Source organism: Pseudoalteromonas sp. SCQQ13, assembly GCF_015864415.1.
In the GTDB taxonomy this organism is placed as follows: Bacteria; Pseudomonadota; Gammaproteobacteria; order Enterobacterales; family Alteromonadaceae; genus Pseudoalteromonas; species Pseudoalteromonas nigrifaciens.
The window spans coordinates 1-22,010 of sequence record NZ_JADYXG010000035.1 but is presented as its reverse complement, the minus strand read 5'-3'; the positions used below and the strand labels follow the sequence as shown (position 1 = coordinate 22,010).

The window sequence follows — 22,010 nt, the reverse complement described above, 5'->3', positions numbered from 1 at the left end:
GTCTTCGTTTCGCTATCCGTGAAGGTGGTCGTACTGTAGGCGCTGGCGTTGTTGCAAACATCGTAGCGTAATAATTAACGTTTAAGTTAATTGTTAGAAAAAGGTCACTTAGGTGGCCTTTTTTAATGCCTGTAATAAAGTGCAGGTTGCAGGTATTAGGTATTAGGTTTTAGATATTAGGTACGAGGCTTTAGGTTTAAGGTAGAGCAGAGCGGTGTTAACTTTATCGTCGTAGCGTGGGTTTGAGGCTTACGAACCTCGAGGATAAAGCATGAGGGTGGCGTTGTTGGCTTAGATTTATGCAAGTTGAGGATAGAAACACGCGGCCATTGGCCGCGTTATATATTGAAGTTAGTGTTAGTTATGTTTTTCTAACCTGATACCTGATACCTGATACCTGATACCTAGAGCCTAATGCTTTTTCGCATACGCTTCGGCTTGTTTCCAAACGCGTAGTGTATTGCCGCTTAAAATCTTTTTAATGTCGGTATCACTGTAGCCCCTGTCCATTAAACCTTGTACTAGGTTAGGATAGCTAGATACGTCTTTTAAGCCAATTGGCAGCGAATCGCCAACACCATCATAATCAGAACCAATACCTACATAATCAATACCAATTAGCGCAACTACGTGATCAATATGATCAAGCACCTGCTCGAGGCTGGCAAATGGGTAGGGGTTTTTAGCGCGATATGCAGCATCAAAATCATTACTTAATTTGGTGCCTTCTTTTTTTGCAGACTCTTTTGTACTTTTTAGCTGCTTGCCCCAACTACCTGCTTTAGCGGTAACAAAGCTTGAGCCAAAGTTAATTTGAATAACCCCGCCATTTTTTTTCAGCGCCAGTAGCATGTCGTCATTCATATTACGCTCAAAACCGGGTGTGTATTTGCGTAGCGATGAATGCGAAGCTATAACGGGTGTTTTAGAGAGTTCTATTACCTGATAAAACGCATCATCAGAAATGTGCGAAACGTCGATTAACATGCCAATGTTGTTCATTTCAGTAACTAGCTTTTTACCAAAAGGGCTTAAGCCTTTCCATTTACGGCGAATGTCGTATGACGAGTCAGAAATATGGTTGCTTTGCGAATGAGCAAGGGTAATATAACGCACACCACGGTCGAAAAAGTGTTGTAGATTTTTCATATCACCTTCAATAGGTGAGCCATTTTCCATGCCCATAGCAATCGAAAGCTTACCTTGCTTAAACTGCTCTTCTATATCGACAGTTGAGCTGGCAATTGCAAATTTGTCGGGTGCACGTTGTGCGATTGCTTCCATACTATCAATAAGTAAATTAGCAAGTTGATAGCTTTTACCTTTGCCTTCAAATTCTAAGTGAGCAGGAATGTAAATCGACATAAATGGGGCATTTAAACCGCCTTGTATAGCGCGAGGGTAGTCAAAGTCACCATCGTCGGTGGCTTTGGTAACGTCGGCCCATTTGTCGTGTAGACGGTAAGGTACATCAATATGGGTATCAATTAAAATTGTGTCTTTTGCCAGCTTAATTGCTTTATCTGATGCGGTTATTGTTGTTGCATTAGCTTGGCTACTTAATGCTAGTGATATGGCTACCACTAGAGTGCTGAGTTTTATCATTTTATGGCTCTTTGGGTAAAAAGCCATTGTGTACTTTCAATACAAAAGTTACAAGTGCTACAAAGTTAACTGTATCTAATCAAACGATTGTGCCTGATGCTCTTCACTTTGCAGCGCTTTAAATTCGCCTTTGGAAATGATAGTTACCGACTCATGTAGTTCTGAAAAAAACACCATAGCTTCACCACTTTTAAGCTGCAGCTTTACTTGGTTTACTTTCGATTCAATACTGGCTTCTACTTCGCCATAATCAGTGCCTTCGCGCAGTACATAGCTTTCTATTAGGTTGTATAAGGTGTCTTTATCAAGTTGCTCGTAAGGAATGATCATACTGACTCTTTGTTGGTTTTATTTAATACATATTGGCCAAAATAACTTGGCACCGCTTGCTCTAACCAAAATACCGGCTTAAATGGATTTTTACCGCTAATAAAGCCCACATGCCCGCCTTTTTCAGAGATGCGCAGCGTAACATGCTCACTCACATCTTGCCTACTTGGTACGGCCTTTATAGAGAGCATAGGATCGTCTTTGGCATGAATAATTAATGTTGGCACCGCTATATGTTTTAAATACGGCATAGCACTGGCTTGGCGGTAATAATCATGTGCATTTTCAAAGCCGTGTAAAGGCGCGGTAAGTTGATTATCAAACTCTAACAAGTCGTCAATTTCCATTAATTGATCGGTAGTTATCGATATTTGCTGCTTAATTTGTGGCAATTTACGCTGCATTGATTTTTTCATGCGATCGAGTAAATACTTTTGATAAATTTTACCTAAACTTTTTCGAATAACATCCGATGATGCCGATAAATCATAAGGTGCAGATACCAGTGCTGCTGCACTTAGCGGGCATTGTTGCTGTTGCTCGCCTAAATACTTAGCTAATACATTACCACCTAGCGAAAAGCCTACCGCAACTAAAGGTCGGTTTGGATATAGCTGCTTTAAGTGGTTTATAAAAAAGCTTAAGTCGGCGGTATCACCACTGTGATAAGCACGTGGTAAGCGATTTACTTCGGTGGAGCAGTTTCTAAAATGCATAAGCACCACTGCAAAACCTTGCTTTTTTAAGGCTTTCATCATGCCTTTGGCATAAAAGCTATTTATATTGCCTTCAAGTCCATGTAGTACCACAGCAAGAGGAGCCGTTTCGTTATGCGGTAGCGACCAAGCAAGCTCGATAAAGTCACCATCGGGAGTATCAAGTTGCTCCAATTGGTAGCGAGTATGATGAAATGGGCGGAAAAAACGCGGCATTATGGTCTGAACGTGACGATTGGTCATCCACCATGCGGGTTTGAACTTATGGATCATGTTTGTACTACACACTTTGCAATAAACGAGGCGCTAGTGTAGCAAATTTTTCGGCTAGGAAAATAAAAAGCGCCTAATCAGTAAACTGATAGGCGCTTTGTGCGTCGTGCTTAATTTTGGTCAGGAATTTCTGCTTCTTGTACTTTCTTAATAAAGTAGTATACAAAGAAAAGGCACAAGCTAATAACGATCCCCAGAAAACCAAACGATAAGAACAGTACTGGGTCGGTAAAAAAATCTCTGAAGAATACGTCCATAACTTGCCTCCTAATGTCTATGGGTTAATCATAAGCTGGGTTTAGGAATACAGTTATGATCAAGATCAAGTTATTTACCTAAGTGAAATAATGAGCGATATGAAGTTGATTTGGATCATGTTTTGAGAAGAAGGTATTAGGTTTAACAGATGGGTAAAGGGAGCAGGTGAAAACAGCTTTGACCACTGAGAATATAAGGATTAAAGAGGTTTTAATTTTTCCCTATAAAAGCGCAGCGCCTTTTAACCTGTTTGTGAATAAGTCACTTAAAGATCTTTTGCACAAAGAGAAAAGAATGAGCAGTAAAAGAGGGTAGGACTCATAAGTATTGAAATATGCGCGAGCTGTTTTTTCTGGCGCTTTGTACCTAAAAGCTGGCCTTTAAATATAATTCAATATTATTTGGCTCGGTACACTCTACCAATTCACATTCATTTACTGCATTTATTAGCATTTGCTGTTGCTGCTTTTCAAGCTTGAGCTCAGCGCTAAGCAGCTCTTTGCGTATGTTTGCATAGTCAGTAATAGCTTGTTGGTGTACTTTTAAATAACTGCGTGCTGCGCGTAGTTGCTGCATCACGTTATTATCGAGCTCATTAACAACTTGTGTTAATACTCCAAGCTGCTGACTATTTACAACTAAGTTTAGTGAATCTAAATACAAGAGTAATAAACACAAATTAACGTTTTTACCTTGCTGGTTTTGTAACTCCAGCAAGGTTTGTTGTTGCACTGGCTTGGCGTACAAAGTGCAGGAAAATTGCCAAAAATGGTCGCTATTGAGCAAGTTCATCGGCGAACGCCTGCTCTTTTTGTTCCATTTCGTCTAGCGCCATAAGGAGCGCTTCTTCAATGTCGTTAAGCGTAGGTGTAAGTGTGGCTTGCTTGGCTAGTAACTCTTTTAGCTTGGCTTTATTGTCATCAGAATATAGCTCGTTATCACCTAATGCTACTTCAACCTCATTGAGCTCTGCAGCGTATTTGTCGAGTTGCTTTTCGAGCTTTTCAATTTGCTTTTTAAGCGGTTGCGTGGCTTTTCTAAATTCGGCCTCAAGGCGTTTTTGCTCTTTACGGTTAATACCTGAATTAGCTTTTACTTCGTCACTTTGCTCTGTTTTAGTCGCTTCTTTATTGGCGTTAAGCAGCCATTGGTAATACGCATCTAAGTCGTAACCAAATTGAGTTACTTTGCCGTCATCTACTAAGTAAAATTCATCGGCGGTGTTTTTAAGCATATGGCGGTCGTGCGATACAGTAACCATAGCGCCCTCAAAGCCTTGCAGTGCCATAACAAGTGCATGGCGCATTTCTAAATCAAGGTGGTTGGTTGGCTCATCGAGTAGTAATAAATTTGGCTTTTGATATACCAGCATGGCAAGTACTAAACGTGCTTTCTCGCCCCCCGAAAAGGGTGCTACTGGCTCAAGCGCTTTATCACCAATAAAGGCAAATCCGCCTAAAAAATCACGCAGTGATTGCTCAGTAGCCTTTGGGTTTAGTCGTTGTATATGTGTTATTGCATTGGCTTTTAAATCAAGAGATTCAAGTTGATGCTGCGCAAAATAACCAATATTTAGCCCATGGTGCTGAATAACTTCGCCAGCTTGAGGCTCTAAATCACCCGAAAGCAGTTTAATTAGCGTTGATTTACCCGCGCCATTTCGGCCAAGTAAAGCAATGCGGCTGCCTGGTACTAAGTTTAATTCTATATTATTTAAAATGGTGATATCACCATATCCCGCTTTGGCTTTATCTATTGTCATTAGTGGGTTTGGTAATGCTTTTGGCTCGGCAAACTCAAAGTTAAATGGCGAGTCGGCATGTGCTGGAGCTAATTTTTCCATACGCTCAAGTGCTTTCACGCGGCTTTGTGCTTGCTTAGCTTTACTGGCTTTTGCTTTAAAGCGAGTTATAAACTGTTCTAGATGAGCAATTTGCTCTTGTTGCTTATCAAACATGGCTTGCTGCTGTAGCATGCGCTCGGCTTTTTGACGCTCAAACTGCGAGTAGTTGCCTTTGTACACGTTGATAAGTTGTTTATCTATATGCCAAATTTGATCAACTACGGCATCTAAAAACTCACGGTCATGCGATATCAGCACTAAAGTGCCAGTATAAGCACGTAAAAAACGTTCAAGCCAATATACTGCGTCTAAATCAAGGTGGTTAGTGGGCTCATCAAGTAATAACAGGTCGGCATCGCGAATAAGCGCTTGGGCTAAATTTAAGCGCATACGCCAGCCACCCGAAAATGAACTTACCGGGTTTTCTATTGAGTTATTAGCAAAGCCTAAACCATGTAATAGCTCACCAGCGGTTGATTCAATGCTGTAGCCTTTAATGTTTTCAAGCTGAATATGTATTTTAGCTTGTGCGTCGCCATCGTTAGCTTGCTCGGCTTCACGCAGTGCAATACGCATGGCGTAATACTGCGGATGACCTTGTAGTACATAGTCTATTGCGCTTATTTCCAGTGCGGGAGTTTCTTGTTTTACTGACGCTATAGACCAGTCTTTAGGTATAGTAAAGTTACCGCCATCGAGCTGTAGCTCTGCTTTGAGGAGGCTAAATAGGGTTGATTTACCACAACCATTAGCGCCTACTAGGCCTACTTTATGCTCTGGAAATAACGTAGCAGATGCATTTTTTAATAAAGCTTTACCGCCACGAAGAAGTTCTATTTCTGAGATTTGGATCATAAATGCGTTACTTTACTGTGCCCTAATTAAATTGCCAATATGATAACACGGATCGTATTGGGCATATCAACCGTATCAACGCATCACGTAATACGATAAAATAACATTAGGTCAAACTGTGGGAAAAATCTCGTGAAACAAAAGAAGCGATTTATAGCTGGGGCAACATGTCCTGAATGTAAAGCCATGGATAGGTTAATGCTTTACAAAGAGCATGATGTAGAAAAAGTAGAATGTGTAGAGTGCGGCCATAAAATGGCACAGCCAGAACAGGCTGTGCAGGCGTCAACACGCCAGTTTGAACAAATTATAGGCGTGTTTAAACCAGGAGATTAAATCCTTTGCTGCATAGCTGCATATTAATAATGCGGCGGCGGTGGCTCAGGTTCGTTTGACATCATCGATGATGATGACTGCGATTCTTTAATTTTTTCAGCCAGTAGCTCTGTTTGGCGTTTCATTTTTGCCAACAGCTGCTGGTGAACTTTTATTTCGTCATTTAAAATATCAATTGTTTCGTCTTGAAAAGCCACTTTGGCCTCAAGTTCCATTAAGCGATGTTCAATTGTGTTCATTATTCTCTCGTATAATAAATCGCTCTGCGATACCGCTGGAGCTTTCGGTTAATAACGACCTGCCGTTATCTGTAAATGTTACATCGAGCACCACGGCCGATTTAGGCTTACTGCCTTCACGTGGTGTCACTTGCCAAGTTTGAATTTTTTCACCGCTCGATATTTGCCATAAATCAATGCGTTTATTAGGCGACCCAGTTGCTAGCAAATCACCTTGATCGTTAAAGCGTACCGCCGTAAAAATTTTCTGACGCGCAATATACTTCAGTTTACTTACAAGATCACCTGTAGTCAGCTTCCATACATTTGCTTGTGCCATACTGTCGGCCGTAAATGCATAGCGACCTTGTGGGTCAAGCGTAACTTGAGTAACACGAGTAGGGTGGTTAAAGCGATGAATCACTTGCCCTGTACGCGTATCCCAAAAGTAAGCAACGTAATCGTTTGAACCACTTAAAGCATAGCGCCCGTTAGGGGCAAGATCGACCGTGTTTACTTTTTCTTGGTGGCCTAAAAACTCAATACGGCGGCCAGTTTCAAGGTTAATAAACACCACTACGCCATCGCTGCGCCCGTATAGTACGCCACGGCCTTGGTTGCTTATAGCAATATCGCGAATACTGGATTTTTGTATTTTGTAGTAACCTTTATTTTCGCCGGTGGCAATATCCCATACCGCAAAGGTGGTTTTTTCGGCGGTAACAGCCACACTGTTGTCAAAAGCGATAGCAACGGCATAAACCAGGCTATCTTGGGCTTGTTGCTGAAACCATTGGTATTTAAGTGCTTGCTGTTGATTATCCCACAGCGCGACCCCATGGTTAATGGAGGAGACTAAGCTGTATTTACCATCATGCGATAGCGCCGATGAAAACGCGCCTTGTGCAGCATGTTCATAACTGGCAACAGCTTGTTGTTTTTCATCACTACAGGCGATGGCCGATAAACAGCAAAACACGATAAAAAAAGTACGAAATAACGGCATATTACAAGTATTTCCTCTTAACTCTTAGTGATTGAGAGGTTAGACTAGGTCTCGTTGAAGGCCTAGGTTGTTTGTCTAATCACTGGATATGTTTTTAGTTTAGCTAACAACGTAAATTTTAGTTATTAAACAAGCAGCCTATCATGTAGGTCGTTAATCTTTAACTAGTAATAATACAATAAATGGCAACTGCAAAGTGTGTCGGAGATTTAAAATGAAAAAGACGATTAAATTGTCATTGATTGCAGCGTCAGTTTTAGCGCTTACAGCATGTAATCAAGAAGCAAAAAAAGAGCAAGCTGAAGTTAAACTAGACACTGTAGCGCAGCAACAAGCATACGGTATTGGCGCATCGGTAGGTAACTTTTTAAATAAAGACTTAGCCGATAAAAAAGAAATTGGTATTGAACTAGACCAAGCGCTGTTAATTCGTGGTTTTGAAGATGCACTTGCTGGTAATGCAAAGATTGACGAAGAAAAAATTCGCGAAGTATTAACTGAGTTAGATACATCAGTGCGTACTAAGCAAGAAGCACAAGCAAAAGTAGAGTCTGAAAAAAGCAAAGAAGCGGGTGTAAAATACCTAGCTGATAACGCTAAAAAAGAAGGCGTTACTGTTACTGAGTCTGGCTTACAGTACGAAGTGATTACTCAAGGTGATGGCGAAAAACCAGCTGCAACTGATGTAGTTAAAGTACATTATAAAGGCACACTTTTAGATGGCACTGAATTTGATAGCTCATATTCACGTAACGAGCCAACAACTTTCCCTCTTAACCGTGTAATTACTGGTTGGACTGAAGGTTTACAACTTATGCCTGTTGGTTCTAAATATAAATTTACAATTCCTTCTGAGCTAGCTTATGGCGACCGTGATTTAGGTAAAATTCCTGCTAATTCAACACTTGTATTTGAAGTGGAATTATTAGAAATTCAAAGCGATGCAGATGCTGCAGCAGCAGAGTAAATAAGATATAAGCTAAAAATAATTTAGCCTACATATACAAAAAGGGACTTTAAGTCCCTTTTTTAATGCGTATAAATAACGGTGCGCTTGTTAATCCGTATGATTAGCAAATAAGTTATCAATAAGCTCATCTTCTAGCGCAAAGCGCGCTTCAAGTGCTTCACCAAGAACAGATAAGTCATTGTCAAAGCCTACTAGTAAATCTTCTTTATCAACTTCAGCGTATTTATCGTTAAAATCTAGCGCAATGTCGGTGGTATCTGTTATTTTTGGGTAAATAGCATTTGCTAGCAATTGGCTTTCTGGGCCTTTACTTTCACAAGCCTTAGCAATGTCATCGTATATTTCAAAGTGACCGGCAGATAAGTAATCCATTAAAATTTGGCAAAACGTTTCAATTTGTTGTGGTTCAGGCAGGGCATGATCTTTTTTATCAGAAGGTGAAAACCCAGCTAGCTTACAATAAAGCACAATGAGGCGTTGTCGCTCGTTTAGCCATTTATCAATTACAGTATGGCTACCCCCCCACTTTTGTTGAGCATTTTCTACACGCGTCAGCATAATCGTTCTCCTAAGCTGGGTTGGTTTTTTAGTTAAAAGTAAAAATTGTTTATACCTCAAGATATAGTTAATTGATGTGTATATCAACTAGTAAAATAGATGATCTAGAAGCAGTTTATTTTATTTGTAGGGAATTGATAATTTATTGCAGGCAAGAAAAAACCACCTGTTACGGTGGCTTAATTTTTTTCTATGGCTTGTTGTAACAAGCTTTCTTATTTTTATTAGAAGATTTTTGTTATTGTTATTTTAAAACTTTTATTTTTATTGTTTTAAGATTTTTATTATTGTTTTTGTTAACGCGGGATAAACAATACCAAGGATTTAAGTATGTTGCAAACATATTAATGAAAAGTTTTAAATGTTGCTACTGTTTGCTTGTTTAATAGTCAAAAACAGTTAAAAACTCAAAACATCTTGATCTACCTCCTGTTGCTGTCAATTTAATCGCTTAGCGATAGAGAGGGAATGAATATGGTGGTACAATCTTGCTCAATTTCTATAAGCATTAGGATTATTTTACGCTATGAGCGAATTAAAAAACGACCGTTATTTACGTGCACTTGCAAAACAACCTGTTGATGTAACTCCAGTATGGATGATGCGTCAAGCAGGACGCTATTTACCAGAATACCGTGCTACACGTGCACAAGCGGGCGATTTTATGAGCCTGTGTAGAAATGCTGAGCTTGCTTGCGAAGTAACACTACAACCATTACGCCGCTACCCGTTAGATGCCGCTATTTTATTTAGTGATATTTTAACCATTCCAGATGCTATGGGCTTAGGTCTGTACTTTGAAACGGGTGAAGGTCCAAAGTTTGAGCGTCCAATTTCATCGCTTGCCGATGTTAAAAAAATTCCTAAGCTAGATCCAAACGACGATCTTGGTTATGTAATGAATGCGGTTAGTACTATTCGTCGTGAACTAAAAGGCGAAGTACCATTAATTGGTTTTTCGGGGTCACCGTGGACGTTAGCGACTTATATGGTTGAAGGCGGCAGCAGCAAAGTATTTGGCAAAATTAAAAAAATGGCATTTGCAGAGCCGCAAACGCTACATTTATTACTCGATAAACTAGCTGATTCGGTTATCGATTACTTAAATGCGCAAATTAAAGCCGGTGCACAATCGTTAATGGTGTTTGACTCATGGGGCGGTGTATTAAGCCCGCGCGACTACAATGAGTTTTCATTGCAGTACATGCACAAAATTGTTGATGGTTTAATTCGTGAATACGATGGCCGTAGAGTACCAGTTACTTTGTTTACTAAAAATGGTGGCCAATGGATTGAAGCAATTGCAGCAACTGGTTGTGATGCTATCGGCCTTGATTGGACCATTAATATTAGCGATGCTAAGCGCCGTGTAGGCGACAAAGTAGCATTACAAGGTAATATGGACCCGTCAATGCTGCACGGTACGCCAGAGCGTATTCGTCAAGAAGTAGCGACTATTTTAGAAGACTTTGGCACAGGTAATGGCCACGTATTTAACCTTGGCCATGGTATTACACCAGATGTAGACCCTGAAAATGCAGGTGTGTTTATTAATGCCGTGCATGAGTTCAGTGCTAAATACCATAAGTAATAAATACCAAATAAAGTACTGAGTGTTTAGTGTGTTATTTTTCATAAATAAGTCTTAAATGTGTAAACACATTTAAGGACAAAACAGCTAAACAACAAAAAGCCCGCTTACTATTTTTAGTAAGCGGGCTTTTTAATAAGGCGTGTTTGGCACTTATGTGTCGTTATTGCCTATTTATCAAATAACCGCATTACATAGGTTATTCTTAGCTTAAAAGCTTTATTTAAATAAGCGATTTAATCCATTTAACGCTGCAACTCGGTAGGCTTCAGCCATAGTTGGGTAGTTAAAAGTGGTATTTACAAAGTATTCAATATTATTGCCGCCATTTTTTTGCTCCATTATGGCTTGGCCAATGTGGACAATTTCTGAGGCGCGCTCACCAAAGCAATGTACACCCAGTACTTCTTTGGTTTCTGTATGAAATAATATTTTTAAAGTACCCACTTCAGTACCCGCAATTTGCGCACGCGCAAGGTGTTTAAATTGCGCACGACCTACTTCATACGGAACTTTAGCAGCAGTAAGTTGCTGCTCGGTTTTACCTACTGAGCTCATTTCAGGAATAGTATAAATACCCGCTGGAATATCAATAATCAGTTTTTCATCACAGTTGCCACAAGAAATTGCATCAGCTGCAATACGGCCTTGGTCAAATGCGGCACTCGCTAGGCTTGGGTAACCAATCACATCGCCTACAGCGTATACGTTGTCAATTTCGGTTTGATAGGTTTCGTTTACTTTTAACTGACCACGGCTATCAGGTTTTAAGCCAATTGCTTCAAGGTTAAGCTTGTCGGTATTACCGGTGCGGCCATTAGCAAACAAAATACAGTCAGCTTTTACGCGTTTACCCGATTTTAAATGCATAATTACACAGTCATCACGGGTTTCAATATGATCAAACTCTTCGTTATGACGAATTACAATACCGCTATTCCAAAAGTGATAACTCAGCGCGTCAGATATTTCTGTGTCCATAAAGGCAAGTAGGCGGTCGCGAGTGTTAACTAAATCAACTTTGGCACCTAAGCCTTTAAAAATAGAGGCATACTCACAACCAATTACACCCGCACCATAAATAAGTACGCGATGTGGATCGTGGGTTAACCCTAAAATAGTATCGCTGTCGTAAATACGAGAATGGGTAAAGTCTACTTCTGGCGGACGGTATGGGCGCGAACCTGTAGCAATAACAATAGTCTTGGCCGTTAAACGCTCAGTTGAACCATCTTGGCGAGTTACTTCAACTGTATGTTTATCAATAAAACGCGCGTCGCCTTGAAACATTTGAATACGGTTACGGTCGTAAAAACTGCTACGTAAATTAGACTGCTTAGAAATAACTGAGCTGGCATGGCGTAAAATGTCAGGAAAAGTGAGTCGAGCAAGTCGATCACCGGTATTAAATAAAGGGTTTGTTTTATATTCTATATAACGGCTAACCGAGTGACGTAGGGCTTTAGAGGGAATGGTTCCCCAATGTACACAGCCCCCACCTACGGCTTCGTGGCGTTCAATAACAGCCACTTTTTTGTTATTTTTTGAAAGGTTCATAGCGGTACCTTCACCGCCAGGACCCGTGCCAATAATTACTGCATCATATTGGTATGTCACGGGTGTTTTTTTCTTTTCTGGTTGTTTGGCCACAGCCACTCCTATATTAACTAAAAGAGGCTTTTAATAACCTCGCATTAAGTGCTAGCCATGCCTGCTTTTGGTTTTCCCAGGCGGCTTCCAGCTCATGGTATTGTGCCATTAATGCTGAACGTTCACACTGCTTTGCCATGTTATTTTTTTTAACTTCTAACACTTGTTTTTGTAGTGAACAATAATTTTGCAGTTTTTTCAGCAGTAAATCATATTCTTGTTGTAATAATGTAAGCTTATCTTGTGCTAAAGGCAATTTTGCAAGACGAACTTGTGTTTTGCTCATTAAAGTTTCGGCCTTGGCTTTTTCAATGCGTTCAACCGGTGTGCGCTTTAGTTTACTGGCTAAACCAAGGGCAGCTAACGAGCGAATAACCCATTTAGTGGGGTCATAATGAAACCACCTAATGCCGTTACGGTAATCACTGGCAAAAATATGATGAAAGTTATGATACCCCTCGCCATATGTAAATAGGGCTAAAAAGCCGTTGTCGCGGGCGGTATTTTTTTCGGTGTACGGACGAGAGCCCCAAATATGGGCTACCGAATTAATAAAAAAGGTAAAGTGCTGACTAAGTACTAAGCGCAGTAAACCGGCAAGTAATAACATGCCCCATACATCGCCAACTAGTAATCCTAGCGTAAGAGGTAGGCCTACATTCATTAAAAGAGCTAACTTTAAATAATGTTTGTGTTGCCACATTACAATTTTATTGCGTTGTAAATCGCGACAGTTACTGTAATCGCCGTAGCTATCAGCTTGATAGTCACGTAACATCCAGCCAATATGGCTATACCAAAAACCATTGGTTGCGGCATAAGGGTCTTTTATTGGGTCGTCAACTTGGCCGTGATGCACACGGTGGTCGCTGCTCCAATGTAGTGCACTGTTTTGCAGTGCAAATGCACCGCCTAAGGCAAACACAAACTCAACCGCCGGATGGGCGTTATAGGTTTTATGCGCCCACAATCTGTGGTAACCGGCAGTAATTGATAAGCCTGCATAAAACATGCAGCCGACAAAGGCAATCCAGTGGGCACTAGAAAATCCGTAGTTAATACCATACCAAGGCACAAGCGTTATCGCGGCCAAAAAAGTAAGGCTAAAAAATAGGACGTTGGTCCAAATAAGTGGTGGTTTGTTCATAATTCTCTATCTCAGCGTACAACTGTAAGCTAAAATAATATTTCAAACTCTTGGCGTCAAGTATTAGACTGAGTAATTAAACTATTTTAATCAAAATTTGCTATAAATTCATTCAGGGAGCTGTTGATGTCGGGTGTTAGAGCGCAACAGAAACAAAAAACACGACAAGCGTTAATTGAGGCGGCATTCAATCAGTTGAGTGCCGATCATAGCTTTTCAAACTTAAGTTTACGCGAAGTTGCGCGTGAAGCCGGTATTGCACCAACTTCTTTCTATCGACATTTTAAAGATATGAACGAACTGGGTTTAACCATGGTTGATGAAGCGGGTTTAACCCTGCGTCAACTTATGCGCCAAGCGCGCCGACGCATTGCCAGCGGTGGTAGCGTAATAAATACCTCGGTGGTGACCTTTATGGAGTTTATTGACAACTCGAGTAATCAATTTAGGTTATTACTGCGCGAACGATCTGGTACTTCAAAAGCGTTTAGAGCGGCGGTAGCACGCGAAGTTAAGCACTTTATTTTAGAGTTGGCGCACTACCTAGAAAGCGAAACAAAATGCGATGCCACCCATGCGTATATTCAATCTGAAGCCATGGTAACACTGGTATTTAATGCTGGAGCAGAAGCGCTTGATTTAGAGGGCTTACAACGCGATGAGTTAGTAGAGCGTGTTATTTGGCAATTGCGCTACATTACTCGTGGTGCAACGCATTATGTGCGAGAAACAAATAAAGAGATTTAAACAGAGTAAAAAGTTAATCTAAGCACTGTGCTTTACAGTGCTTAGTAATTTAAGCACTTTGCGGTGCTTTATTGTTAAAAAACCTCACCAAACCTTGCTTTAGCGCATAATTATTTCTGTTTAAAGCGATGTTAAATACAAAAATTAGAATTTTTATGCTTGCACCTTGTGCATGGTAATGTTAAAAATAAGCCTCACTCGACACAAATAAGAAAGCAAGATGCATATTATTCGTTTAATTACACTAAAACTGAACCTCTTACTGCTATGGCAAGTGAGCGGGGATTAGTGTGTTTGCATTGAGCTAAACATAAAAAAACCCCGCACTTGCGGGGTTTTTTTTATCTCGCGGTAGGATAAGTTAACAATAAATAGCATTGGAATGAGAGGCTGTTATGCAAGACCAAGATAAAGTATGGATTTTTGATACCACATTACGTGATGGTGAGCAGGCGCTTAAAGCAAGCCTTACCGAAGATGATAAAATTCAGCTAGCGCACACCATTAGTCGCTTAAATGTAGATGTAATGGAAGTGGGTTTTCCGGTATCGAGCCCAGCAGATTTTCGCTCCGTGCAGCGTATTGCTACCGAGGTTAAAGGGCCAATTATTTGTGGCCTAGCGCGCTCAGTTGCTAAAGACATTGAAGCATGTGGCGAAGCACTTCGTAACGCGCAGCAAAGTCGAATTCATACTTTTATTGCTACCAGTCCTTTGCACCTTGAGCACAAGTTACGCATGAGCTTAGACGATGCCACTGCTATGGCAGTTAAATCAATTAAATTAGCACGTAACTATACCGATGATGTGGAGTTTTCGTGTGAGGACGCCGGACGTACACCGCATTGGGATTTATGCCGCATTGTAGAGCAGGCAATTAAAGCCGGTGCTTCTACTATTAATTTACCCGATACAGTTGGCTTTGTAACGCCGGACGAATACGCAGGCATGATCCGCCATTTAATGAACAATGTGCCAAATATTGATAAAGCACGCTTAAGTGTGCATTGCCATAACGATTTAGGCTTAGCTGTTGCCAACTCTATTGCTGCTGTGCAAGCGGGTGCTCGCCAAATTGAGTGTACTATTAACGGCATTGGTGAACGTGCGGGTAACTGCTCACTTGAAGAAGTGGCAATGATCATGAAAATGCGCAAAGACCACTTAAACGTGTATACCGATATTAAAAGTGAAGAAATTTATCGCGCATCTCGCCAAGTGGCTAAAATTTGTAATATGCCAGTACAGCCTAATAAAGCCATTGTGGGCGAGAACGCCTTTGCACACAGCTCAGGTATACATCAAGACGGCGTATTAAAAGCGCAAAACACCTACGAAATTATGTCGCCAGAAAGTGTAGGAGTACCGAGCAACCAATTAAATATGACTTCACGCTCTGGACGCCATGTTATTGAACATCGCTTAGAAGAATTAGGCTATCAAAAGTCTGATTACGATATGGATAGTCTATACGAAAGTTTTATAGCCTTGGCTGATCAAAAAGGTACTGTATACGATTACGACCTTGAAGCGATGATTTACTTTAATCAAATTAACGACAAAGACGAAAAGTACCAATTAGAATTTGTTAACTCGGTATCTAACTCACAATCGGTAGCCAGCTCTACTATTGGCATGTTGATAGATGGCGAAGCTAAACAAGAAGCAGCAACGGGGAATGGCCCAGTTGAAGCCTCTTTTGCTGCTATTGAGCGCTTAACCGGAATGAGCGTAGAAATGATTGAGTATAACTTAGAAGCCACAGGCCAAGGTGCAAGTTCACTTGGGCAGGTAAACATTATTGCTAAATTTAACGGCCGCCCTTATCACGGTGCGGGCATAGCAGCAGATGTGGTAGAAGCGTCGGTACGCGCTATGGTTCGTGTTTATAATTTAATTTATCGCGCACAAAAAGTGTCTGATTTAAAACAACAAAGGAAAGCAGGATGAGTAAAACAAACTACAGTGTAGCCGTATTAGCGGGTGATGGTATTGGCCCAGAAATAATGGCAGCAGCAGAGCAAGTACTGGATGCAGTGAGCAATAAGTTTGGTTTTACTCTAAACCGCGAACACCATGCAATTGGTGGGGCAGCCATCGATAAGCATGGAAAAGCCTTACCACAAAGTACAGTTACAGCCTGTGAAAATGCCGATGCTATTTTATTTGGTGCTGTTGGTGGTCCAAAGTGGGAACATTTACCGCCCGATGAGCAACCTGAGCGTGGATCACTGTTACCGCTGCGTAAACACTTTGGCTTGTTTTGTAATTTACGCCCAGCGCAATTATTGCCAGCATTAAGCACCGCATCGCCATTACGCGCTGATATTAGCGAGCAAGGCTTTGACATTTTGTGTGTACGTGAGCTAACCGGTGGCATTTATTTTGGTGAAAAAGGGCGCAGCGGCGAAGGCGAAAATGAATCAGCATTCGATACGCAAAGATACTCACGTAAAGAAATAGAACGTATTGCACGTTTTGCCTTTGAAGCCGCAAAACTGCGTAGTAGCCATGTTACTTCGGTTGATAAAGCCAACGTTTTAGCATCAAGCGTACTATGGCGCGAAGTTGTTACCGAAGTAAGTAAAGACTACCCAGAAGTAAAACTTGATTATATTTACGTAGATAACGCAGCAATGCAGCTTGTAAAACAACCAAGCCAGTTTGATGTATTGCTGTGCGATAACTTATTTGGCGATATTTTGTCTGATGAGTGCGCGATGATCACCGGCTCTATGGGGTTATTACCATCGGCTAGTTTGAACCAGTCGGGCTTTGGTTTATACGAGCCTGCCGGTGGCTCAGCCCCCGATATTGCAGGTAAAGGCGTGGCAAATCCGATTGCACAAATTTTAAGTGCCGCACTAATGCTGCGTTACTCATTGGGCCAAGACGAAGCTGCACGCACCATTGAAAAAGCAGTAGCTGAAGCCGTTGCAGCGGGCGTAGGTACGCCAGATATATTTCCAAACGCTGGCTATACCACCAATGATGTTGCTGCAGCGATTGTTGCGCGCATTTAACTAAAAACACATTTTAATGCCGCAGCTCCGTTAGGCTGCGGCTCAAAACAGATTAGGGGATTAGCAAGTGGCCCAAACGTTATACGACAAAATTTGGCAAGCACATACAATTGCCAGCATCAACGAGCAAACCGATTTACTTTATATTGACCGTCATTTAGTACACGAAGTTACATCACCACAAGCCTTTGCTGGTTTGCGTGAAAAAAACCGCACTGTACGCTGCCCAGAAAAAACCTTTGCTACTATGGATCATAATGTATCGACCAAAAGTCGCTCATTGGATGCTGCTAGCGAAGTGTCGAAAAATCAATTAATGGCGCTAGATGCAAACTGTAAAGAGTTTGGCATTGTGCTTTACGATTTAAACTCAATTAACCAAGGCATAGTGCATGTTATGGGGCCAGAGCAGGGTATAACTTTGCCTGGCACTACCATAGTATGTGGTGATAGCCATACGTCGACTCATGGTGCATTTGGTGCGCTTGCTCACGGTATTGGCACCTCAGAGGTTGAACACGTATTAGCAACGCAAACACTGCAACAAAAAAAGGCTAAGTCGTTAAAAATTCAAATAAATGGCCGTTTGCGTCCCACCGTTACTGCAAAAGACTTAATTATGGCGGTTATTGGTAAGTTAGGTACAGCGGGTGGCACGGGCTACGTTGCAGAATTTTGCGGTGAAGGAATTGAAGCGTTGTCGATGGAAGCACGTATGACGTTGTGTAATATGAGTATAGAAATGGGTGCCAAAGCAGGTTTAATTGCTTCTGACCAAATCACTTATGATTACCTAAAAGGTCGCCCATTTGCTCCTAAAGGCGCTGATTTTGACGCAGCTGTTAAGTATTGGGAAACATTAAAAACAGATGATGGTGCGCAGTTTGATCATGTTGTTGAGCTGGAGGCCAGCAGCATTCAGCCACAAATTACTTGGGGCACTAGCCCAGAGCAAGTGATTGGCGTAGACGAGTGTATTCCTGATCCTGATAAAGAACCTGACCTAATTAAAGCTGATGCGATCCGCAGTGCATTAAAGTACATGGGCCTAAAAGCGGGCGAAAAGTTATCAAGTGCAAAAGTAGATACCGTGTTTATTGGCTCGTGCACCAATAGTCGTATTGAAGATTTACGTGCAGCAGCAAAAATAGTCGAAGGCAAAAAAGTAGTTGCCGGTATTGAAGCGTTAATTGTACCGGGTTCTGGTTTAGTTAAAAAACAAGCCGAAGACGAAGGCTTAGCAGATATTTTTAAAGCAGCTGGCTTTGAGTGGCGTGAACCGGGTTGTTCAATGTGTTTAGCAATGAACGACGACCGCTTAGGTGCAGGTAAACGCTGTGCATCCACCTCAAATCGTAACTTTGAAGGACGTCAAGGCCGTGGCGGGCGCACCCATTTGGTTAGCCCTGCAATGGCCGCTGCGGCAGCTATACATGGTCACTTTGTTGATATTAGAGGAGAAGCCTAATGAGCATTTATTTTAGTGGCTTAATGGCCCCATTGGATAAAAACAACGTGGACACGGATCAAATTATTCCAAAGCAGTTTTTAACCTCAACCAGCCGCGAAGGCTTTGATGCCGCATTATTTTATGATTGGCGCTATTTAGAAAATGACGAGCCAAACCCTGATTTTATTTTAAATCGCCCTTGCTACCAAGGCGCGCAAATATTACTAACGCGCGACAACTTTGGTTGTGGGTCATCACGCGAACACGCGCCATGGGCACTAAAGCAATATGGTTTTGAAGTGATTTTGGCTGAAAGCTTTGCCGATATTTTCTTCAATAACTGTGGCAATAATCAAATGTTAGCCATTGCACTGCCTGGCGATACGCTAGAGCAATTATTTGTGTTAAGTGAGCAACATGACGATATTCATATCGACATCGATCTTGAAAATCAAACACTGACTAGCACTAAATTTGCCCCCATTAGTTTTGATATTCGCAAAGACGTAAAAGAGCGTCTATTAAGCGGCCTAGACTTTATTGGCGTAACCGAAACGCTTAACCCACAAATAGACGCGTTTGAGCAGCAACTTGCTGCAGAGCGTCCTTGGCAGTAAGTTGTTAAAATAAATAAAAAGACGTATTTAGCGCAGCATAAGCTGCGCTTTTTTATTTTAGCGGCAACACATTAATTGTTTTATCAATTTGTTCAAAATAAAAATGCAGTAGCTAAACTAGCGGCGGAAATGGCTGCTATTATTAATAAATTTATCCTTTTAAAGGTTTGAAAACGGGTTACTTTCGAGTCATCTATGGTCGCAAAAAAGCCATTTTTAAATGATTCAGCAAGGTTGGCATGTGCTGTTCCATCTAAAGAGTTTTGGGTAAGCTTTTGCCATTCATTTGGGTGTTGCTGAGCAAGGTATTTACATAGGGAAAGGTAATAACGATTTTGTAAAATCAATAATAATATGACTATTATTAAGCCTATATAATTTGTCATTTGGTTCTGCGCTCCATGCTAGTTATTAATTTTACAGTTGGCAGTATTTAATTATTATATTTTTTTTGCAACAATTTATATTTTTTTTGCAACAATTTATATTTTAAAATTATCAGCGAGTTGCAAGTATCATTTGTTGGTTACTCCTGCACTTTGGTGGTTCATCGTGATTACTTCCTTTAAGTGAGTTAAAGGGCTATGGTACTAAAAACTATTATAAGGAATATGTGATGAAATTATTAACTGCAGCCACTTTATTATTGGCTTCATCAACTGTTGTAGCAAGCCCTGCGCCTTTGGTGTCTATTGCTAGCCACGATGCGTTTTTTAGTAATATTGCTGCACATTGCGGTAAAGCTTATGAAGGCAAGGTAAGTGTTGATAACGCCGCGGGACCAAGCTCATTTGCGGGCAAAAAATTAGTAATGCATGTACGTAAATGTACCGACAGTGAGCTGCAAGTGCCATTTCATGTGGGTGATGATGCATCGCGCACTTGGATTATTACTAAAACGGGCAGTGGCTTAAGCTTAAAGCACGACCATCGCCATCAAAATGGTTCTAACGACATCTCAACTATGTATGGCGGGCATACAAATGATGCTGGCTTTGCACAAATGCAGTCGTTTCCTGCCGATCAATATTCAAAAGAATTATTTGTTGCACAAGGGATAGCACAGTCGGTAGGTAATACTTGGCAAATGTATATTTATCCTGAGGTATTTACTTATCGTTTAATTCGTCAAGGCCGCGAATTTAAAGTGGATTTTGATTTAACTAAACCCATCACTCCGCCAGCAGCCCCTTGGGGATACACAGACTAAAATTATTCATCTTCGCACTGTAGTAAAACACTTAATGCTGGTTGGTAAGCTCTAGGGTTAGTAGGCATACTTTCGTACTCTTGCACGCCATCCAGCACTTTAAGCATAAATGTTTTATTAAGGCACAAGCGATTAGCATGGCGTAGTAAAAATACACTCTGATTTGCAAAGTGTTTGTAATCGTCTGACTGGATCTCTATTTTATAGTTATCATCGTCGAGTTTTGTTTGGTAATAATGTACTTTATTATCAAAGTCGTAGAGTTTTTCTGTTTTTGCTTGTTCGGCAAAAGCTGTGCCTACGCTTGAACAAGCTAGCAAAGTACTGCCAATAACTAAGCTAATGTTTAATCCTTGCATAAATAATTCCTTTAATTTGCGAACTTTATACCCATTAATACTATCAGTATTAAGCGCTATTTATTTATATTAAGTTTAACACCCAATAAGGGAAAGTGTGATGTTCAAACAAATAAAACAACTTTTTTCTGTATTCGATGAGCAACAGCCAAGTATGCAAGAGCATGATTTAAAAACAGCGGTTGCTGCATTATTAATTGAGGTAATGCGCGCCGATGCTAAGTTAGATGATGATGAACAACATACTTTAACGACTACCTTAAAACGCTATTTTACATTAAACGATGCAGACGTAAACGAGCTGCTAAATAATGCAAACAGTAGCGTGGATAGCGCGACAGATTATTTTCAGTTTTCAAAACAAATTAACCAACATTGTAGTGCTGCGCAGCGCATTGAAATAATAGAGTTATTATGGCGCTTAGCCTATGCCGATGGTGAGATTGATCCGCAAGAAGAGTACGTAATACGTAAAGTGGCAGGCTTGTTATATGTAACTCATGTAGATTTTATCGCCGCTAAAATTGCGGCGACAAAATAGAGCTTTAGCAGGTTAGCTAAGCTTGCTGGCAACAGTTACTAATTGTTGTGCTAATGCAGACACTTTTTCTGCTGTATTTGGGTTATTAATTTGGCCATTTTCATCGAGTACAGTATGCACAGCCGGTACTGCTAGCTGATCGGCAAGTACTAATGAGCCAACACCACTTAAAATATCACGCACGTGGTTTAAGCCACGTAGACCACCTAATCCACCGGGTGATGCTGCAAATAACGCCGCTACTTTATTGCGAAAAGCAGGTACTGCACCTTGCTCTGTGCGAGAAGCCCAGTCGATTGCATTTTTAAGCGCTGCAGTAATAGAGCCATTGTATTCAGGGCTGGCTAATAAAATACCATCTGCAGCACGTAACTTCTCTTTTAACAGCTGCACATCGGCAGGAGTACCTTGCGCTTCAATATCTTGATTAAAAAGTGGGATATTTAAATCGGCAAGTTTAATTATTTCTACTTCTGCACCACTTTCTAATGCAAAGCGTGCTGCTTCATTGATCAGTTGTTGATTAAAGCTGTCTTTACGTAAACTACCTGCTAAAGCAATAATTTTTGGTGCTGTCATGGTTTATCCTGCTAATGTGTTAGTAAATCACTTAACCAAAGTTCGGGCTAATGTAACCTGAGCTCCGGATAATAAACTTATCTCAAGCAGCTGTTTTCAGCGCTAACTGCGTTGAATTTACTTGCAATA

23 protein-coding genes and 1 pseudogene are annotated in these 22,010 nt (G+C 40.9%); 11 read left to right on the top strand and 13 right to left on the bottom strand.

The window, feature by feature from the left end; genetic code table 11:
* Positions 1 to 71: pseudogene (locus I6F41_RS17655) on the top strand (elongation factor Tu); the annotation flags it as partial.
* 340 nt (positions 72 to 411) lie between these two features.
* On the opposite strand, the gene I6F41_RS17650 reads toward I6F41_RS17655, so the two are convergent.
* The 5 genes from I6F41_RS17650 to I6F41_RS17630 form a co-directional block, all read right to left on the bottom strand.
* On the bottom strand, positions 412 to 1,605 hold the full coding sequence (locus I6F41_RS17650; RefSeq protein WP_089368874.1) for a dipeptidase: 1,194 nt from the start codon (positions 1,603 to 1,605) through the stop codon (positions 412 to 414).
* A 75-nt stretch (positions 1,606 to 1,680) separates the two neighbouring features.
* Positions 1,681 to 1,935, bottom strand: a complete 255-nt coding sequence (locus I6F41_RS17645; RefSeq protein ID WP_011329536.1) for a YheU family protein — start codon at positions 1,933 to 1,935, stop codon at positions 1,681 to 1,683.
* Positions 1,932 to 2,924, bottom strand: a complete 993-nt coding sequence (locus I6F41_RS17640) for a hydrolase (protein ID WP_011329535.1) — start codon at positions 2,922 to 2,924, stop codon at positions 1,932 to 1,934. The genes I6F41_RS17645 and I6F41_RS17640 overlap by 4 nt, the downstream gene beginning before the upstream one ends.
* 624 nt (positions 2,925 to 3,548) lie before the next feature.
* The gene (locus tag I6F41_RS17635) at positions 3,549 to 3,974 is read right to left on the bottom strand and encodes a TIGR02444 family protein (protein ID WP_089368873.1); all 426 of its coding nucleotides are present in this window, start codon (positions 3,972 to 3,974) and stop codon (positions 3,549 to 3,551) included.
* Complete coding sequence (locus tag I6F41_RS17630; protein ID WP_197108897.1) at positions 3,958 to 5,880, bottom strand: ATP-binding cassette domain-containing protein; 1,923 nt, start codon at positions 5,878 to 5,880, stop codon at positions 3,958 to 3,960. Before I6F41_RS17630 ends, I6F41_RS17635 begins: the two co-directional genes overlap by 17 nt.
* 132 nt (positions 5,881 to 6,012) lie before the next feature.
* Between I6F41_RS17630 and I6F41_RS17625 the strand changes: the two genes are divergently transcribed.
* A complete protein-coding gene (locus tag I6F41_RS17625) occupies positions 6,013 to 6,216 on the top strand; it encodes a YheV family putative zinc ribbon protein (protein WP_197108888.1) in 204 nt (67 codons plus the stop codon).
* A 23-nt stretch (positions 6,217 to 6,239) separates the two neighbouring features.
* Here I6F41_RS17625 and I6F41_RS17620 read toward each other — a convergent pair whose 3' ends face one another.
* Positions 6,240 to 6,455: a SlyX family protein gene (locus I6F41_RS17620; protein ID WP_011329530.1), complete on the bottom strand. Its 216-nt coding sequence runs from the start codon at positions 6,453 to 6,455 to the stop codon at positions 6,240 to 6,242.
* On the bottom strand, positions 6,442 to 7,440 hold the full coding sequence (locus I6F41_RS17615) for a WD40 repeat domain-containing protein (protein ID WP_197108885.1): 999 nt from the start codon (positions 7,438 to 7,440) through the stop codon (positions 6,442 to 6,444). Before I6F41_RS17615 ends, I6F41_RS17620 begins: the two co-directional genes overlap by 14 nt.
* 214 nt (positions 7,441 to 7,654) lie before the next feature.
* Here I6F41_RS17615 and fkpA point away from each other — a divergent pair, with 214 nt between their 5' ends.
* Positions 7,655 to 8,407, top strand: a complete 753-nt coding sequence (gene fkpA / locus I6F41_RS17610; protein ID WP_011329528.1) for an FKBP-type peptidyl-prolyl cis-trans isomerase — start codon at positions 7,655 to 7,657, stop codon at positions 8,405 to 8,407.
* Between the two features lie 90 nt (positions 8,408 to 8,497).
* Here fkpA and I6F41_RS17605 read toward each other — a convergent pair whose 3' ends face one another.
* On the bottom strand, positions 8,498 to 8,968 hold the full coding sequence (locus I6F41_RS17605) for an Rsd/AlgQ family anti-sigma factor (protein WP_011329527.1): 471 nt from the start codon (positions 8,966 to 8,968) through the stop codon (positions 8,498 to 8,500).
* Between the two features lie 526 nt (positions 8,969 to 9,494).
* On the opposite strand from I6F41_RS17605, the gene hemE reads away from it, so the two are divergent.
* Positions 9,495 to 10,559: a uroporphyrinogen decarboxylase gene (gene hemE / locus I6F41_RS17600; protein WP_058374381.1), complete on the top strand. Its 1,065-nt coding sequence runs from the start codon at positions 9,495 to 9,497 to the stop codon at positions 10,557 to 10,559.
* 219 nt (positions 10,560 to 10,778) lie between these two features.
* Here hemE and sthA read toward each other — a convergent pair whose 3' ends face one another.
* Together sthA and I6F41_RS17590 are read right to left on the bottom strand one after the other, a co-directional pair.
* On the bottom strand, positions 10,779 to 12,209 hold the full coding sequence (gene sthA / locus I6F41_RS17595; protein WP_172459241.1) for a Si-specific NAD(P)(+) transhydrogenase: 1,431 nt from the start codon (positions 12,207 to 12,209) through the stop codon (positions 10,779 to 10,781).
* A gap of 13 nt (positions 12,210 to 12,222) precedes the next feature.
* On the bottom strand, positions 12,223 to 13,356 hold the full coding sequence (locus I6F41_RS17590) for an acyl-CoA desaturase (RefSeq protein ID WP_011329524.1): 1,134 nt from the start codon (positions 13,354 to 13,356) through the stop codon (positions 12,223 to 12,225).
* Between the two features lie 126 nt (positions 13,357 to 13,482).
* Here I6F41_RS17590 and fabR point away from each other — a divergent pair, with 126 nt between their 5' ends.
* The 5 genes from fabR (at position 13,483) to leuD (ending at position 19,192) form a co-directional block, all read left to right on the top strand.
* Entirely contained in the window at positions 13,483 to 14,103 is a 621-nt protein-coding gene (gene fabR / locus I6F41_RS17585; RefSeq protein WP_011329523.1) for an HTH-type transcriptional repressor FabR, read from the top strand.
* 395 nt (positions 14,104 to 14,498) lie between these two features.
* Positions 14,499 to 16,052 (top strand): 2-isopropylmalate synthase, encoded by a 1,554-nt coding sequence (gene leuA / locus I6F41_RS17580; RefSeq protein WP_011329522.1) that lies wholly within the window; start codon positions 14,499 to 14,501, stop codon positions 16,050 to 16,052.
* On the top strand, positions 16,049 to 17,125 hold the full coding sequence (gene leuB / locus I6F41_RS17575) for a 3-isopropylmalate dehydrogenase (protein ID WP_011329521.1): 1,077 nt from the start codon (positions 16,049 to 16,051) through the stop codon (positions 17,123 to 17,125). Before leuA ends, leuB begins: the two co-directional genes overlap by 4 nt.
* Positions 17,126 to 17,192: 67 nt before the next feature.
* Positions 17,193 to 18,593, top strand: coding sequence for a 3-isopropylmalate dehydratase large subunit (gene leuC, locus I6F41_RS17570; RefSeq protein ID WP_011329520.1), 1,401 nt, complete (start codon positions 17,193 to 17,195; stop codon positions 18,591 to 18,593).
* Positions 18,593 to 19,192, top strand: coding sequence for a 3-isopropylmalate dehydratase small subunit (gene leuD, locus I6F41_RS17565; protein WP_011329519.1), 600 nt, complete (start codon positions 18,593 to 18,595; stop codon positions 19,190 to 19,192). Before leuC ends, leuD begins: the two co-directional genes overlap by 1 nt.
* A 92-nt stretch (positions 19,193 to 19,284) precedes the next feature.
* Here the strand turns inward: leuD and I6F41_RS17560 are convergent, their stop codons facing one another.
* Positions 19,285 to 19,578: a hypothetical protein gene (locus tag I6F41_RS17560; protein WP_011329518.1), complete on the bottom strand. Its 294-nt coding sequence runs from the start codon at positions 19,576 to 19,578 to the stop codon at positions 19,285 to 19,287.
* 230 nt (positions 19,579 to 19,808) lie between these two features.
* Here I6F41_RS17560 and I6F41_RS17555 point away from each other — a divergent pair, with 230 nt between their 5' ends.
* Positions 19,809 to 20,402 (top strand): hypothetical protein, encoded by a 594-nt coding sequence (locus tag I6F41_RS17555; RefSeq protein WP_197108883.1) that lies wholly within the window; start codon positions 19,809 to 19,811, stop codon positions 20,400 to 20,402.
* Between the two features lie 2 nt (positions 20,403 to 20,404).
* On the opposite strand, the gene I6F41_RS17550 is transcribed toward I6F41_RS17555, so the two are convergent.
* Positions 20,405 to 20,761 carry a hypothetical protein gene (locus I6F41_RS17550; RefSeq protein ID WP_182677780.1) on the bottom strand — a complete coding sequence of 119 codons (357 nt, stop codon included), beginning with the start codon at positions 20,759 to 20,761 and terminating at the stop codon, positions 20,405 to 20,407.
* Between the two features lie 100 nt (positions 20,762 to 20,861).
* Between I6F41_RS17550 and I6F41_RS17545 the strand changes: the two genes are divergently transcribed.
* Positions 20,862 to 21,302, top strand: coding sequence for a tellurite resistance TerB family protein (locus tag I6F41_RS17545; protein ID WP_197108880.1), 441 nt, complete (start codon positions 20,862 to 20,864; stop codon positions 21,300 to 21,302).
* Between the two features lie 12 nt (positions 21,303 to 21,314).
* Here I6F41_RS17545 and I6F41_RS17540 read toward each other — a convergent pair whose 3' ends face one another.
* Positions 21,315 to 21,881: an NADPH-dependent FMN reductase gene (locus I6F41_RS17540; protein ID WP_197108878.1), complete on the bottom strand. Its 567-nt coding sequence runs from the start codon at positions 21,879 to 21,881 to the stop codon at positions 21,315 to 21,317.
* Between the last annotated feature and the right edge of the window lie 129 nt (positions 21,882 to 22,010).